Consider the following 16,016-nt stretch of genomic DNA (forward strand, 5'->3'; position numbering starts at 1 on the left):
GCGTCAGGTTGGAATGGCAAAAGATACCAGAGGATAAATGAGCATATGAGCGGACAAAAAACCGTGACACCAGATGCGGAAGGCCTTGTTGCCTCGATAAATGCTACAAAAACACGCGGTTTGCCGCCTGTGCACCTGTGGAACCCACCGTTTTGTGGTGATCTGGATATGCGTATCGCACGCGACGGGACGTGGTTTTATGAAGGCACGCCCATTGGTCGGCCCGGTTTGGTCAAGATGTTTTCATCGATTCTGAAGCGTGAAGACGGGAAATATTTTCTTGTCACTCCCGTCGAAAAGGTGGGAATCACGGTGGATGACGCCCCGTTTGTGGCGATTGATTTTGACGCGGTTGGGGAAGGGCAGGATCAAAAGCTTCGGTTTTTGACGCAAGTTGATGACCGCGTTGTTGCAGGCCCCGACGCCCCTATTCGTGTGGAACGCGATCCCCAAACGGGTGAGCCCTCACCGTATGTTCTTGTGCGCTCCGACCTTGAGGCGTTGATCGATCGCAAAAGCTTTTACCGGTTGGTTGATCTGGGCGTGCATCACGATGGGTGGTTCGGTGTTTGGTCGTCGGGGCAGTTTTTTGGCATTATCCCTTCGGACGAATTGGAATGACTTGGCGGTGTCAGGGGGCTAGCCCCCGTCCTGCGGACTCCCCCAGGATATTTTCTGGCGAAAAGAAGGGGGCGTGCGCATGCTGAGGTTTGCTGCAAATCTGACCCATCTTTTTGCGGAACTGCCATATCTGGATCGCTTCGATGCAGCAGCCGAATCTGGTTTCAAAGCCGTTGAAGTTTTGTTTCCCTATGAGGTCGCCGCCCAAGAAACACTGTCCGCATTGACCCGCAATGGGTTGGGCATGGTTCTGATCAATGCGCCGCCCCCCAACTACACGGGTGGTCCGCGTGGTTTTGCGGCTGTGTGCGGTCTTGAGGATCGGTTTCGCTACGATATGCGCCGCGCCTTTCGTTACGCCGAAGCGCTGGGCGTTAATATTGTCCACGTCATGGCGGGTGTCGCTGAAGGGCCTGACGCCCGCGCGGTCTTTGTTGAAAACTTGAAGTATGCTGCTGATGCTGCCCCGGCCGGTTTGATGTTGACCATTGAACCTTTGAATCCTGTTGCGCAGCCTGGATATTTTTTGAACAGTTTTGATTTGGCGGTCGATGTCATTGCAGCTGTCGACGCACCCAATTTGTCTTTGCAATTCGACAGCTATCACGCACAAGCCATAACGGGCGATGCTGTTGTCTGCTACAATGCGGTTGCCCCTTTTGTGCGCCATATCCAGATCGGGGACGCGCCAGATCGTACTGCCCCGAGCACCGGTGTTGTTGAATTTGACGCTTTGTTTCAGGCCATCGAAGCGTCGGGATATGAAGGCTGGATCAGTGCTGAATATGACCCGCGCGGCAAGACCGAAGACAGTTTGGCATGGCGTCGCGGGCTTTAGGGCCTGCCTCTAGCCCTTGCGCCCTGCAAATTGTGCGACTTTTATGTCGGCGTTTTCCAACTTGAGGCGCACGGATTTGGCAATGTCCACTGCGGTGCTGGTGTCGCCATGCAGGCAAATTGTGTCAATCGGTGTGGGGATGTGTTTTCCGCTGTCGGTGATGATGGCCTGTGCCTTTACCATGTCCACCATGCGTTTGCCTGCCACCTCCGCGTCATGAATGACGGCCCCAGGACGGCTGCGATCCACAAGTGTGGCATCGTCGTTGTAGGCGCGGTCTGCGAAGATCTCGCAGGCATAACTGCACCCAAGCGATTGCACCGCTTTGACTTGCGCAGTGGCTGCCAACGTCATGATGATCAGATCCGGATCAACGGAAAGTGCAGCTTCGTATAAAGCACGTGCCATCGCTTCGTCTTCGCAGGTCATGTTTGACATAGCCCCGTGAAGCTTCAAATGCCGCACTTTTGCCCCCAAAGCCTTTGCCATCCCAAGAGAGGCGCCAACTTGTACACGGATGGAGTTTTGCAAGCTTGCGATGGGAACATGCATCCGGCGGCGCCCAAAACCTTGAAGATCTGCAAATCCGGGATGAGATCCGATGCCGACGCCGTTTGCATGTGCCAACCCCATGGTGGCGTGCATCACATCGGGGTCGCCTGCATGTGCTCCGCACGCGATGTTGGCAGAGGTCACGGTCGTCAAAAGCGCCGCGTCGTCGCCCATTGTCCAAGGCCCAAAGCTTTCGCCCATATCGGCGTTCAAATCGACAGTTAACATGAGGTGTCCCTTTTTAGTCGTGGCCCGCAGTGGCGCCGGAAATCAGTTGGTAGCCAAGTAAGTCAGCTATTTTGGCAGGATCGCGCAGCAAGGGCTGTGCGGTGCGACGCAGGCCCAAACGGCGTATGGTTTCGCGGGCTTCTATGGCGCGTGCGTCGTCCAGTGTCACAAATTCAAATCGTATGTCTGCACCTGTTTGTGCTTGGGCCACGCGGGGCAGATCTGTTGCCAGAACCGTGCCCATGCGCGGATAGCCCCCTGTGGTTTGGCTTTCGCTCATCAGCACAAAGGGCCGTCCGTCGCCGGGGATCTGGATGTCGCCGGGCACAATCACCTCAGACACAATCCCAAGCTGGTTTTCGGCATGAAACCCGCGCCCTTCGCAGTCCATCCTGACGCCTTGTCTGTTGGCGCGCGGGTCGCGTTTGAACGTCGTTTGCGTAAAGCGCTGGCGCATGTCGTTCGAAAACGCGTGTGTTTGCATGCTGGGCACCACGCGCAAGGCACCGCCATCAAAGCGATTGTCGTGTGGTAAGATAAGCCCCGTTTCGCCGCCTTTGTCGGGTGCGATAGGCAATTCGTTACCTGCCGCGACCAAACTTCCAAGCCCTGCCGACAGGTGGCTGCCGCGTGTGCCCATGTAGCGAGGTGTGTCAAACCCGCCGCCCACGTTCAAATACCCGAATACGCCTTTGCGCGTGCCACCGATGGTTAAAATGGCCCCTTTGGGTAAGGCGTGACAGGCATTCCACACGATGGTGGCGCCGTCGATATCAGCCTTCATTTCGGCGCCGGTCAAGGCGATGCGCATGTCGGCAGTTGCTTCAAAAGACCCGCCTAGCCCGACCATTTCAAGGGCTGCGCAATCCGGGTCCTGCCCCAGCAAAGCAGCCCCTTCGTAAAGGGCGAGCGGATCGGCGGCCCCGCCTTTGGTCAGCCCATAGGCGAGAAATCCGGGGCGACCCAAATCCTGAACTGCGACGCCTGGGCCCACATTGCGTACCAAAAGAGACCGCGTCATGGAATTGCATCCCATGTCGCGCCGCCCAGACCGTTTTCATTGAAGGCCTCAATATCGCGTAATTCTGTGTCCGAGATTGCGATAAATCGCATTTCGTCCCCCGGCGTCAGCGCAAAAGGTGTGTCACGATTAAGCTGGAAGGGGTGAAATGCAGTTTGGCCCACATGTCGCCAGCCCGTAGGTGTCGCGTAGGGAAACAGGCACAATTGGCGAATGGCCGCGACCAAAGAACAGGCGGGGACATTGGGGGTGACGCCTGTCAGGCGCGGGATGTTCCAATTTTCAGGCAGCGTCCCAAGATAGGGTTGCCCGGGCGCAAAGCCGACCGTCAAAACGCGCACGGTTGTTTGTGTCAGACCGTGCACAGCATCTTCCACAGACATACCCGCAACATCTGCGGCCTCTTGTAATTGCGGGGCGCGGTCGCCGCCAAAAACGGCGGGCACTGCCCATCGCTTTCGGCCTTGGGGCAGGGGGGCTTGCAACCAGTCTGTGCCGTCCAAAGTCTGTTTCAGCCGCCGGATCAGCGGGGCAGGGTCGTGTTTCACCAGATCGATGCGAAAGAATGCGGACACAAGCGAGCTCATGCTTTCGGAAACTTCAGGCCATTTCAAAGCGTCGACATGGGCGCGAAATGCGATGGCGCCACGATTGGCTGGGTCAGACATGGCATTGCCGAACGTCACCAAAATTCCGGCTAAACCGACGGTACGGATCAACGGCAATGTGGCAGTGTCGGCGGCTTTGGTCATATGCGTCACCCTAGCCGTTTTCCAAGTGCGTGCAATGGGGCTATGCTGTGTTGTGAAGACCGTTTCGAACATAAGAGTTTCCCATGGCCAACCCTCTATTTGATCAATTGTTTCAGCCTCATATCGGGTCTGCGGCCCCGTTTTTGTTTTTGCCCGGCGGCGGGCGACTGAGTTATGGGGATTTCCTAACACGGGCAGGGCGGTTTGCGGCCGTCTTGCGAGCGGCAGAGCTTGCACCGGGCGATCGTTTGGCCGTTCAGATTGAAAAGTCGCCGGATGCTTTGGCCATTTATGCTGCTTGTGTCATTTCGGGGGTGATTTTCTTGCCGTTGAACACTGCATACGCCCCGGCTGAAGTGTCCTATTTTTTGCAAGACAGCGGCGCGAAACTGATTGTTTGTGACCCCTCCAAGGAAGATGCGCTATGGCCTGTTGCTGAGGCAGCAGGTGCGCAATTGGCGACACTGGGTGTGGATGCAGATGGCACATTTGCAGAGCAGGCCAGGGATCGCGCCCCGCAGTTAAGTGCCACGGATCGCAGCGGTGATGATTTGGCCGCATTCCTGTATACATCCGGCACAACGGGGCGGTCCAAGGGGGCAATGCTGACGCAAGACAACCTTTTGTCCAATGCACATACGCTGACAGATGCGTGGGAGTTCACGCACAGTGATGTGCTGTTGCATGCGTTGCCGATTTTTCACACCCACGGCCTGTTTGTGGCCACGAATATCACGCTTCAAGCGGGTGGCGCGATGATGTTTCTGCCCAAATTTGACGCCGATCAGATGATCGCTTTGATGACGCGATGCACTTCTATGATGGGGGTGCCGACGTTTTACACACGGCTTTTGGACAATCCCGCTTTTGACCGCGATTTGACAGGTCATATGCGTTTGTTCATCTCCGGTTCCGCGCCGATGTTGAAAGATACGCATGACCAGTTTGAAGCCCGCACCGGTCATAAAGTGTTGGAACGGTACGGAATGACGGAAACCAACATGAACACATCCAACCCGCTGCATGGACAGCGACGTGCCGGAACGGTCGGGCTGCCTTTGCGCGGTGTCGAGGTGAAAATTTGTGATCCCGACACAGGTGTCGAGGTGCCGCAGGGCGAAATCGGAGTGATCGAAGTGCGCGGTCCCAATGTGTTCAAAGGCTATTGGAATATGCCTGAAAAGACAGCGGAAGAACTGCGCGATGACGGTTTTTTCATCACGGGGGATTTGGCGCAAATGGATGCTGACGGGTATGTCACCATTGTGGGGCGCGGTAAGGATTTGATTATCTCAGGCGGCTTCAACATTTATCCCAAGGAACTGGAAATGATCCTTGATGATCAGCCGGGTGTGTTGGAAAGCGCTGTCATTGCGGTGCCACACGCTGACATGGGCGAAGCTGCTTTAGCGGTTTTGGTGCGCAGTGGCGCAGGCCCCGATCTGGACGCAATTCGTGCGATGATGGGGGTGGATGTGGCGCGGTTCAAACATCCGCGTGATTATATTGTGGTCGATGAATTGCCCCGCAATACCATGGGCAAAGTGCAAAAAAATGTGATGCGTGACACCTACGGTGACTGGTTTGTGGATGCCTTAGGGGCCGCCAAGCCGAAGCCACTCGTTCTCAAATGACACTTGAGAGACGCCTGCAAGTTTTGTCAGGCGCTGCAATTCGGCTTCAAATGCGTTGGCCCGTGCCGTTGTCCAGCGGACCCCGTTTTCAGGCCAAAGCGCTTTGACATGTAACACATCGCGGTCGCGGAACGCTTTCATATCGACGCGGCCCACCAGTCTGTCACCTTCAAGGATCGGAAACACATAGTACCCGTAGGTGCGTTTGGGTTCCGGTACAAATACCTCGATGCGGTAATTGAACCCGAACAAGCGTTCGGCCCGCTTACGGTCGCGCAACGCAGGATCAAAAGGGCTTAAAACCCGCAGACGTTTTGTGGGCGAAATCTCAAGGGCGGGATCTTCTGGCAGGTTGGGTCGTGCAAACTGCGGCTTGAGATCGCCGTTCACCCCCTCAACCAGACACCGCATGATCTGACCGCGGGCCAGTGCTGTTTCACACCATTTGCGCGCTTCGGCCACAGTAACATGCGCCCAGAACGCTGCGATTTCTGTGTGGCTCGCAAAGCCCAATCGGTCCAGCGCTGTGTTGCAGCACCAATCAATTGTTTCAGCCTCTGTCGGAGCGTTTGCTGGGTCACATAAATCGGGGGCCACCACCCGTTCCGTCAAATCGTAGCGTTTTTGAAATCCTTCTCGGCCTGTGACCGCCAAAGCCCCGCTGCGCCACAGGTATTCCAATGCCGTTTTGGACGGGTGCCAGTCCCACCAGCCACCGCTGCCTTTTTTCTCATCCTTGCCAACATCTGATGACGATAAAGGGCCTTCTGCTTTGATTTGATCCAGAACAGTCTGAAACAGGGCTTCGTAGCCTTCTCGCCGCCAGTTTTTGTATTGCTTGCGTAATTTTTCGGCATCCCGTTCCCGACGCATAGACCAATGCCGGTAGAACTCCATTGGAATGACGGCGGCGTCATGTGTCCAGTGTTCAAACAGGCTGCGGTCTGTTTCATACAGAGTTTTTAGGGCCTTGGGACGATACCGGGCCTTGCGCGAAAACAAGATCAAATCGTGGGCGCGGGCGACTGTATTGATGCTGTCCAACTGCACAAAACCCAACTGCGTGATGACATCCAGCAAGGCGTCACCGGTCGCATCGCCTTGCGGTGTATCGCTTAGCAAATGGCGGTGTAAAAAGACGCGCCGCGCCGCGCGGTTGTTCAGGACGTACCCGGTCACACGCGTCGGTCGCGACGCAACGTGTCGCCGAAGCTGATGGTCGGGGTCAAGGTGGTGTGTACGGGCGCTTGATCTGCGCCGTCGACATTGCGGTCAATGATGATCTGTGCCGCTTGGCGACCTATGTCGAGACGACAAGCGTCCATCGTCGCCAATTGACGCGGCAGACCTTGCAATAGCTCCACGCCATTGAATCCCGCCAATCCGATTTGGCCAGGAACATCAATGCCTTGATCCAAAAGATACAACAAACCGCCAGCGCCGATCATGTCATTGGAAAAGTACAAAAAGTCCAGATCGGGGTTCTTTTCAAGCATGGTTTGCGTCATCTCGCGCCCCTTGGCCAGCGCCGATCCGCCTTCGTAGAAGTCACGTGCTTCGATCTCGACGCCGGCTTTTCCAAGCCCTTCGGTCAAGCCTTCAAACCGTTTGCGGGCACGGTGATCCAAAGGCATTTTGGTGCCTAAAAAACCGATGTGTTCATAGCCTTGTTTCAGGATGGCTTTTGCCATTTCCATGCCTGCGCGGCGGTGTGAGATGCCGACCATGGAATCTACCGCGCGGCCGTCCGTGTCCATGATTTCCACAACAGGAATACCTGCATTTTTCATCATGGCACGTGCCGCATCGGAATGTTCTAGCCCTGCCATGATGACACCGGATGGTCGCCACGACAGCATCTCGTACAAGACGCGTTCTTCTTTTTCGGGAAGATAATCCGTGACCCCCACAACGGGTTGTAGCGGCGTGGCGTCAAAGACCTGATTGATGCCGTTCAAAACTTCGGGGAACACCATGTTGCCGAGAGACGGAATAATGACAGCGACAAGATTGACCCGCTGGCTGGCCAAAGACCCCGCAATCTGGTTCGGCACGTAGCCCAATTCTTTTGCCGCGGCGAGAACCCGTTTGCGCGTTGCATCGGACACATCCCCCCGATTGCGCAAAACGCGACTGACCGTCATTTCCGAAACACCAGAGGCTTCAGAAACATCACGAAGAGTCAGCGGGCGTTTTGTGGTGTCATTCAAAGGGATATGTCCTGTTTACTTTGGACAACGGTAGCGCAAACTTCATGCCAAAGACAAGTGAACGCAAGCAATGATGACACGGGCGCAGATGTGCATTAAACGCGTAATACGGCCCCGTGGCTCAACTGGATAGAGCAGCCCCCTCCTAAGGGGCAGGTTGCAGGTTCGAATCCTGCCGGGGTCGCCAAGATGGTCGACTTTTTCTGAACCAATCGTATTAGGGTCTCTGATGTGAACTGCATATGTACAGCATTCATCATGGTGGGACTGGCGCTGGTTAAGGGGTTTCCTAACGATATCGGCAAGACCCAAACAACAGCTTTCGGTGTCTTCCAAACCTACAGGCCAAAGGCTGCTTTTGCTTAGGTGCTGTGATTTTGAGTGTGTCGGGAATTGCGGTTGAATTTGAAGTTGTGTGCCGGAATGCATTCAAAAACGTTTCAAATTGTCGACATTGTCCGGACAGGTCGCTGCATTTGGTTTGACACGTGGGAATAAATTTTTATCATGAGGAAAGTCGTGAATCACTCTTTGCACAAGCGAATGTGAGTTTGAAATGAAAACTACACCTGACGATCAAACTTTAGGCCGGTGCCTTGGTGGCAAGCGTTTTGCGGCATCAGGCGGTCGAACTGCACAGAGGGATACATAAGATGGGGCGCCCGGAAACCAACTTTGACAGTGTTGCTCAGATGAAGCCAGTTTTCGGAGGCAGCACACGCAAGTGCGCTTTTGAAATTTTTGTCACCCCTGGATTTGCCGAAGCCGAGGTGTCTTCGGTCATAACAACATTGCGGACGGCCAACAGTGTTCTGGCGCAGCCATTGTTCTCGTGGACATGTGTGTCCGACACGCCAGGTTATGTGAGAAGCAGGGGCGGCATGATCGTTGACGCGAACCCTTGTATAGACGACGCGGTTTCCGCCGAGACTATGATCGTGGTCGGCGGCGAAGTGGAGCAGAACCACGTCTGGCCCCGCAAAATGCGGTTAATGCAGCGCAAAATGCTAACTGTCGTTTTGTTGTCGGAGGCTGCGACCAACTACATTCGGCAAACCAACCCATCGGGCAAAGTCACGACGCACTGGCGTGAGGCGGCCAAGCTGGAAGAAACAGGGTGTTACCCCGCCCTAAGCACCAGATTCTCTGAAAAAAGCAACGGTGTTATCACCGCCGCCGGTGGTGGGGCGTCGACATCGGAACTGATCATCGGGTTGATCGCGCCGTTTTTGACCTCCGAACAGGTGGCTGAACTTGGCAACCGTTTGCTTTTGGGTGCCATTCGCCAAAGTGACGCGGAGCAACCCAAACACATCGCGCACAACACAAGCCTGTTTGATGCACAGATCACTCAGGTATTGCGCAAAATGGAAGACAGTGTTGCGGATCCTTTGCCGATGTCTGCCCTTGCCGATGAGATTGGCATTTCCACCCGTCAGTTGGAGCGGTCCTTCAAAGCTTCGTTGAATGAAACGCCTGCCAAATTTTATAAGCGACTGCGGGCGAAACGGGCGCGGGTTATGATCGAAGAAACACTGCTGCCTTTGGTCGAGATCGCGGTGGCTACGGGCTTTGGGTCCAACAACACCTTGTCCAAGGCGATCAAAGATGAATATGGCCTGACCCCATCCAAAATGCGGGCCCGCAAATCGGTGCAATTGTTGCGGTTTGAAGCGGCTTAGGTAAGCGGACCAGTTTTTCTTGCAATACGCAGGGCAGACTATATTCTTCACGGTAAATAAATATTCCACCCGTGCAACACGCCTTTGACGGAGCGCATCATGCTTGACGAACCCTATGCCAAAGTGCGGCCCGGCGCCCCACGCCCAAGCAAAATGTTTGTGCCAAGCCAGTTCACGCTGCCCCCCGGTACAGAACGCTACACCATCGAAGGAATGGGCGCGGCGCTTATCCCTGTGTCTGCAGGGGACCAGATCACAATCATCAACGACGAAGGGGCGCAAATATGTGAGATCGTCGCAGCCGGGAAAAACGGTAAAGTTGATTTAAGCATCCTGAATGCCCCATCCAACAGTCAAGCCGACGGATTGCGTAGGCTTTTGACCAGCAGTGACCAGTCGCTGCGCGGGCTGCGTATGGGGTTGGACGCACGCGGTATCAACCTGCACGAGGCACCAGCTTTGCGCCTGTTTGATGCGCAGACTAAGGCCAAAACCCAAGAGACCGTGCGCGTCACGCGCGATGGCATCATTATAGTCGCGGCCCCTGGCGTACCCATGGACATTGAACTGCAAAACACCACGACCCCTTTGACGGTTATGGTGAAGCGGGCAGTGTTAAAACAACATGTCGGTTTTGAACTGCCGGACCCGCTTGCCGATCCGCTTGACGATATTCGTGTCCATACACAAACTGCCGAAGCGTATTTTGTCAAAGCAGGCGATTACATCCAGATCTTGGACGTCGATGGTCGGCAATGCACTGATTTTGAATGCTTCTCGGCACGAAAGCTTGACAAAGGCATTGAGCACGCGCTGGACGTCACAACCACACGCACTTTGATGGGGCATGCCTATCCGATGCCCGGTTTACATGCGAAATACTACGATCAGGAAATGTTGCCTCTGGTTGAAGTTGTGCAAGACACCTGCGGGCGCCACGACGCATTTGCGCTGGCGTGTTCCGCCAAATATTACGACGACATCGGCTATCCGGGGCATGTGAATTGTTCTGACAACTTCAACAGCGCCTTGTCCAAGTTCAATGTTGCGGGTCGTCCCGGGTGGATGGCGATCAATTTCTTTTTCAACACATTCCTTGATGATCACGGGGTGATGTATTCCGACGAACCGTGGTCGCGGCCCGGTGATTATGTGCTGTTGCGTGCGCTTACGGATATTGTGTGTGTGTCCTCGGCTTGCCCCGATGACACCAGCCCGGCCAATGGCTGGAACCCAACCGACATCCATGTGCGTACCTATTCCGGCAAAGAAACCTTCCAACGGTCCGTTGCGTATCGTCCAACACCAGAATCAGAGCCTAAAATGACCAAACAAACCGGTTTCCACGACAAGTTCGCCCAACACACGCGCAACTTTATCGCATACAACGGCTATTGGTTGGCCAACTGCTATGCCGACGCAGGCCCCATTGAAGAATACCACGCCTGCCGCGAAAAATGCGTCATTCTGGACCTGAGCCCGTTGCGCAAATTCGAAATTATGGGGCCTGACGCAGAAGCGCTGTGCCAGTATATTTTCACCCGCAACATGAAGACGTTGGCCGTGGGCGGCGTGGTCTATACCGCCATGTGTTATGAACACGGCGGCATGATCGACGATGGCACCGTGTTCCGTTTGGGCCGCGACAACTTTCGCTGGATCGGGGGTAATGACTACGGCGGCGAATGGATGCGCGAGCAAGCCGAAAAACTGGGTTTGAAAGTCTTGGTGCGTGCCTCAACCGACCAGATGCATAATGTGGCAGTACAAGGCCCACAAAGCCGCGATTTACTGCGCAAGATCGTTTGGACTGCCCCGCATAATCCCGAAATGGACCAGTTGGGCTGGTTCCGTTTTACGCCCGCGCGGCTGCACAACGAAACCGGCACACCCTTTGTTTTGTCGCGCACGGGGTACACAGGTGAATTGGGCTACGAAGTGATGTGCCACCCCAAAGACGCCCCCGAGATTTTTGACGCAATTTGGGAAGCAGGTCAGGATCACGGCATAAAACCCATGGGTCTTGAGGCGCTGGATATGGTCCGCATTGAGGCGGGGCTTATCTTTGCGGGATATGATTTTACAGACCAAACGGACCCGTTCGAAGCAGGGATCGGTTTCACCGTACCTTTGAAATCCAAAACGGATGACTTTATCGGACGTGATGCGTTGATACGGCGCAAAGAACACCCGATGCGCAAGCTGGTGGGACTTGAGATCGACAGCGCCATTGATGTGGGCCACGGTGATTGCGTGCATGTGGGACGTGCGCAAGTCGGGGAAGTGACCTCTGCGATGCGGTCGCCGATATTGGGCAAAAACATTGCGTTGGCCCGCGTTGACGTGGCCCATGCAGCGGTTGGGACAGAATTGGAAATCGGCAAACTGGATGGTCACCAAAAGCGTTTGCCTGCCGTGATCGCACCTGCGGTGGCGGCCTTTGACCCCGGCAAGGAACGCCCGCGCTCATGACCGCAATGATCGATCAAATCGGTGGCGAAGACGGCCTGCGCGAATTGGTCGGACATTTTTATGATCTTGTCGAAAGCGACCCTGCGGCTGCCCGTTTGCTGGAATTGCACATGGACGGCCACGGTCTTGCCCACACCCGTGAAGAACAGTTCAATTTTATGTCGGGTTTCATGGGTGGGCGTCAGTATTATCTGGAAAAACACCGTCACATGCACGTGCGTGAAATTCACGCGCATGTGCCGATTTTTCAAGAAGATGCAGAACTGTGGCTGACAGTGATGGACAATACGCTGCGTGATCTGGGGCACATGACACCGGCCACCACACGGCTTAGAACCACGCTGCGCCGTGTCGCTTTGATGCTGGTCAACAACGGAGAGGTCGCAGGCGCATGAAACTCAAGAAACTGTTGAAATCTGCATGTGCGGCCGCTGCGTTTATGACATTGGCCACGGGCGCCATGGCGCAGTCGGTGAAACTTCAGGCTCACGAAATTGACGCCTTGCTGTCCGGTAATACCGCTGTGGGCAAATGGGAGGGCGCAAAGTACCGGCAGTATTTTGATGCAGACGGCTCCACCATCTATGCGCAAGAGGGTGTACGATCGACACTTGGAAAATGGCGCGTTGATGAAGACCGCGCCGAATACCAAAGCATCTGGCCGCGCGATACAGACTGGGAAGGCTGGTATGTGATGGAATACGCAGGTGCCTTTTATTGGGTCAGCAAAAAGACACCGCCCACACCGTTTCGGGTGATCCAAGGTCAACAGTTGGTGGCACAGTGAGCGTCCGGTTTCCCAGGTTTGCATTTAGAGCGTTGCGGGGCATGGCGACAGGGCTAATGATGGTTGGGATGACCGCATCGGCAGGGCATACCAGCGCGTGCACGAACATCTGGAACTGGATGCAACCGCCCATTGATACGGAACACATTCAACCGGCAGGTCAGCAATTGGAGGGCACAACCGGCCCCGCGCAATGTGGCATGTCGCTGCTGATATCAGGTGCGCGTTCCAGCCATTGCGCCTACCCGTTTGAATACCGTGCGGATGTTGCGCAAAAAGTCTTTGATGATCTAGCCCAGCTGATGACGCACTGTGTCGGCCCTGAGGTCACCGAACGGACTGGTAAAAACGGCGTAAACCACCCCGATAGCTACGATCAAAAGACGTTTCAGGCCTACAACGGCAGTGTTTCATTGTCGTTGAAGGACAAGGGCAACCTAAATCAAACCTATATTTTCTTGCGGTTTGACGCGGCCTCGTAAGGCGGGGCTTGCGCCCCGCCATAGGTTTTAGTTTTGTAGATAGACCTCAAGGCTGTCATCCAGCGCGTCTTTCCATGGCGTGTGGTGTTTGGGGGCCATGGTGCCTGTGATGACAGATTTGTAGCCATTGTCGCGGAAAGTCATGATGCCGGCCTTCTTATGGCCTTTCCATGCTTTGAACGCCTGACAAGCACCTTCCACATCGAAGGACGGATAGTCGGTTTCCGCGATCAGTTCCTTGATGTAGTCGCCTTGATACCAGATGGCATCATAGTCATCCTCGCCCGCATCTTCGCGTGCGACCCGGTCCGTTACATCCGCTTCCATTGTGGCGCGATCGGGCAGGGTGATGCGGTCCATAATCACATCGCGCACCCACCAAGCCTGCGCATCGAACATGTTGAACGTGAACCATTGGTCCTGCATTCCCAGATAGAACAGCGCCGGATTGTCTATCCAAACCACACCTTTGTACAGATCGGCAGTGGCCAGTCGGTTGGCGGTTTTCAGGCGCAGATATTCGGACATGAAAGGGAAATGGTGCTGGTAGCCCGTGCACAGCAGTACGGCGTCAACATGGCGGCTTGTGCCGTCTTTGAAATGGGCTGTGTTGCCATCGACATGGGTCAACAGCGGCACCTCGGCCCAGTTGTCGGGCCAGTCGTGGCCCATAGGGGCGGTGCGGTGGGACACGGTGATGGATTTGGCGCCATATTTCCAGCACTGCGATCCGATGTCTTCGGCGGAATAAGAGGTGCCGACGATCAGAATGTCCTGATCCTTGAACTCAAGCGCATCGCGGAAGTCATGCGCATGCAAAACGCGCCCCTTGAAGCTTTCGAAGCCTTTGAATTCCGGCACGTTCGGTGTCGAAAAGTGACCGGGTGCGCATATGACGTGGTCGAATTCTTCTGAGTACTCTTCGTCAGCCGGCAGATTCTTGACCGTGACGGTGAACTTGCCATCTTCAAAATCAACGCGGCGGACCACCGTTTCAAAGCGGATCAAGTCGCGCACACCAGCCTTTTTGACGCGACCTTCGATGTAGTCAAACAGCACGGCGCGGGGCGGGTAGCTTGCGATTTGTTTGCCGAAGTGCTCCTCAAAGGAATAGTCGGCAAATTCCAAACCCTCTTTGGGGCCATTGGACCACAAGTAGCGGTACATCGAACCATGTACGGGTTCGCCGTATTGATCGACGCCTGTGCGCCATGTGTAGTTCCACAAGCCGCCCCAATTGGATTGCTTTTCAAAGCAAACAATTTCCGGGATGTCTGCGCCTGCATCTTTGGCCGATTGAAAGGCGCGCAATTGCGCAAGACCGGAAGGGCCCGCGCCGATAATGGCTATTCTTTTAGTCATGGGTGTCTCCGTGTTTCAAAAAATCAACGTTAGATGTCGAGGGTGTTGTCGCGTTCCCACTGGCTGAAGAAGGAAGTGAAGTCGTTCCATTCCTGCATCTTCATTTTCAGATAAGCGGCGGAGAATTCTTCACCCATCATCGTCTTCAATCCTTTGTCTTTGTCGTATTCGCGCAAGGCGTCCAACATGTTCAACGGCAGCTTGGGCGCACCACGCACCTTGTGGCCTTCTGCGTACATGTCGATGTCGTGGCGCTTACCCGGGTCCGCTTTGGATCGGATGCCAGACAGGCCCGCGGCAATGATGACGGCTTGCAACAGATACGGGTTCACCGCGCCATCAGGCAGGCGCAATTCAAAGCGGCCGGGGCCGGGGACGCGCACCATATGGGTGCGGTTGTTGCCGGTCCATGTGACGGTGTTGGGGGCCCATGTGGCGCCTGACATTGTGCGTGGCGCGTTGATGCGCTTGTAGCTGTTGACGGTGGGGTTGGTAATAGCGGCCAAGGCGCTGGCGTGTTTCATGATGCCGCCAAGGAAATGCTTGCCGCGCTCGGACAGGCCCAATTCGCCCGTCTGGCCTTCGCCTTCGCCCGCAAAGACGTTTGTTTTGGCATCTGCCCCCGGTGCATCCCAAACCGAGATATGCGCATGGCATCCGTTGCCTGTTAGCCCTTCGATGGGCTTGGGCATGAACGTTGCGCGGTAGCCGTGTTTTTCCGCGACGCATTTGGTCATAAACTTGAAGAACGAGTGGCGGTCTGCGGTCTTTAACGCATCATCGAAGTCCCAGTTCATTTCCCATTGGCCGTTGGCGTCTTCGTGGTCGTTCTGGTAGGGGTTCCAACCCATTTCCAACATGTGATCGCTGATTTCGCGGATCACATCCAAGCGACGCATAAAGGCCTGTTGGTCATAACAAGGCTTGGCAGCAGTATCGAAGCTGTCGCTGATTTCTTCGCCTTGGGGGGTCAGCAGGAAGAATTCGGCTTCGATGCCCGTTTTGACATGCATGCCTTCTTCGGCGGCTTCCGCGATAAGTTTGCGCAAGACGTTGCGGGGCGCTTGGGCCACGTCTTCGCCTTCCATGACACAGTTTCCGGGCACCCAAGCGATTTCTCGGTTCCAAGGCAGGATGATCACGGCCTCTGGGTCTGGCACAGCCAACATGTCGGGGTGGGCAGGTGTCAGATCAAGCCATGTCGCAAAGCCCGCAAACCCGGCGCCGTCTTCTTGCATGTCTGCGATAGCACGCGCAGGCACCAACTTGGCGCGTTGCCCGCCAAAGAGGTCCGTAAACGAAATCATGAAGTATTTTACGCCATTGTCTTCGGCGAATTTTGCAAGGTCGGTGGCCATTTTGAATTCCCTGTCGT

Annotated in this window: 15 protein-coding genes and 1 tRNA gene; 9 read left to right on the forward strand and 7 right to left on the reverse strand. The window is 55.2% G+C overall.

Annotated elements, in window-relative coordinates; genetic code table 11:
• The first annotated feature begins 45 nt into the window (after positions 1–45).
• Positions 46–621: a DUF1285 domain-containing protein gene (locus tag ASD8599_RS02015; protein ID WP_108826990.1), complete on the forward strand. Its 576-nt coding sequence runs from the start codon at positions 46–48 to the stop codon at positions 619–621.
• Positions 622–700: 79 nt separating this feature from the next.
• Positions 701–1,459, forward strand: a complete 759-nt coding sequence (locus ASD8599_RS02020) for a hydroxypyruvate isomerase family protein (protein ID WP_108826991.1) — start codon at positions 701–703, stop codon at positions 1,457–1,459.
• A 9-nt stretch (positions 1,460–1,468) separates the two neighbouring features.
• On the opposite strand, the gene ASD8599_RS02025 is transcribed toward ASD8599_RS02020, so the two are convergent.
• From ASD8599_RS02025 to ASD8599_RS02035, 3 genes are read right to left on the reverse strand one after another with little or no spacing between them, the layout of a single operon-like run.
• Positions 1,469–2,239: a LamB/YcsF family protein gene (locus tag ASD8599_RS02025; protein WP_108826992.1), complete on the reverse strand. Its 771-nt coding sequence runs from the start codon at positions 2,237–2,239 to the stop codon at positions 1,469–1,471.
• 13 nt (positions 2,240–2,252) lie between these two features.
• Positions 2,253–3,260, reverse strand: a complete 1,008-nt coding sequence (locus ASD8599_RS02030; protein WP_108826993.1) for a 5-oxoprolinase subunit C family protein — start codon at positions 3,258–3,260, stop codon at positions 2,253–2,255.
• A complete protein-coding gene (locus ASD8599_RS02035) occupies positions 3,257–4,012 on the reverse strand; it encodes a 5-oxoprolinase subunit B family protein (protein WP_108826994.1) in 756 nt (251 codons plus the stop codon). Before ASD8599_RS02035 ends, ASD8599_RS02030 begins: the two co-directional genes overlap by 4 nt.
• Positions 4,013–4,095: 83 nt before the next feature.
• On the opposite strand from ASD8599_RS02035, the gene ASD8599_RS02040 reads away from it, so the two are divergent.
• Positions 4,096–5,646 (forward strand): malonate--CoA ligase, encoded by a 1,551-nt coding sequence (locus ASD8599_RS02040; protein ID WP_108826995.1) that lies wholly within the window; start codon positions 4,096–4,098, stop codon positions 5,644–5,646.
• Here the strand turns inward: ASD8599_RS02040 and ASD8599_RS02045 are convergent.
• Together ASD8599_RS02045 and ASD8599_RS02050 are read right to left on the reverse strand one after the other, a co-directional pair.
• Positions 5,608–6,825, reverse strand: a complete 1,218-nt coding sequence (locus tag ASD8599_RS02045; protein WP_108826996.1) for a winged helix-turn-helix domain-containing protein — start codon at positions 6,823–6,825, stop codon at positions 5,608–5,610. The genes ASD8599_RS02040 and ASD8599_RS02045 overlap by 39 nt on opposite strands.
• Complete coding sequence (locus ASD8599_RS02050) at positions 6,822–7,856, reverse strand: LacI family DNA-binding transcriptional regulator (protein ID WP_108826997.1); 1,035 nt, start codon at positions 7,854–7,856, stop codon at positions 6,822–6,824. Before ASD8599_RS02050 ends, ASD8599_RS02045 begins: the two co-directional genes overlap by 4 nt.
• 110 nt (positions 7,857–7,966) lie before the next feature.
• Between ASD8599_RS02050 and ASD8599_RS02055 the strand changes: the two genes are divergently transcribed.
• From ASD8599_RS02055 to ASD8599_RS02080, 6 genes are all read left to right on the forward strand, one after another.
• Positions 7,967–8,043 (forward strand) — tRNA-Arg (locus ASD8599_RS02055).
• 694 nt (positions 8,044–8,737) lie between these two features.
• Entirely contained in the window at positions 8,738–9,538 is an 801-nt protein-coding gene (locus tag ASD8599_RS02060) for a helix-turn-helix domain-containing protein (RefSeq protein WP_181364387.1), read from the forward strand.
• A gap of 99 nt (positions 9,539–9,637) precedes the next feature.
• Positions 9,638–12,010: a trimethylamine N-oxide demethylase gene (locus ASD8599_RS02065; protein ID WP_108826999.1), complete on the forward strand. Its 2,373-nt coding sequence runs from the start codon at positions 9,638–9,640 to the stop codon at positions 12,008–12,010.
• Positions 12,007–12,405: a globin domain-containing protein gene (locus tag ASD8599_RS02070; protein ID WP_108827000.1), complete on the forward strand. Its 399-nt coding sequence runs from the start codon at positions 12,007–12,009 to the stop codon at positions 12,403–12,405. Before ASD8599_RS02065 ends, ASD8599_RS02070 begins: the two co-directional genes overlap by 4 nt.
• Positions 12,402–12,797, forward strand: a complete 396-nt coding sequence (locus ASD8599_RS02075) for a hypothetical protein (protein ID WP_245925908.1) — start codon at positions 12,402–12,404, stop codon at positions 12,795–12,797. The genes ASD8599_RS02070 and ASD8599_RS02075 overlap by 4 nt, the downstream gene beginning before the upstream one ends.
• Positions 12,798–12,865: 68 nt before the next feature.
• A complete protein-coding gene (locus ASD8599_RS02080) occupies positions 12,866–13,279 on the forward strand; it encodes a hypothetical protein (RefSeq protein ID WP_146188174.1) in 414 nt (137 codons plus the stop codon).
• A gap of 27 nt (positions 13,280–13,306) precedes the next feature.
• Here the strand turns inward: ASD8599_RS02080 and ASD8599_RS02085 are convergent, their stop codons facing one another.
• Positions 13,307–14,641, reverse strand: a complete 1,335-nt coding sequence (locus ASD8599_RS02085; protein ID WP_108827002.1) for an NAD(P)-binding domain-containing protein — start codon at positions 14,639–14,641, stop codon at positions 13,307–13,309.
• 29 nt (positions 14,642–14,670) lie between these two features.
• Positions 14,671–15,999 carry a type III glutamate--ammonia ligase gene (gene glnT / locus ASD8599_RS02090; RefSeq protein WP_108829958.1) on the reverse strand — a complete coding sequence of 443 codons (1,329 nt, stop codon included), beginning with the start codon at positions 15,997–15,999 and terminating at the stop codon, positions 14,671–14,673.
• Positions 16,000–16,016: the final 17 nt, after the last annotated feature.

The organism is Ascidiaceihabitans donghaensis (genome assembly GCF_900302465.1).
Classification (GTDB): domain Bacteria; phylum Pseudomonadota; class Alphaproteobacteria; order Rhodobacterales; family Rhodobacteraceae; genus Ascidiaceihabitans; species Ascidiaceihabitans donghaensis.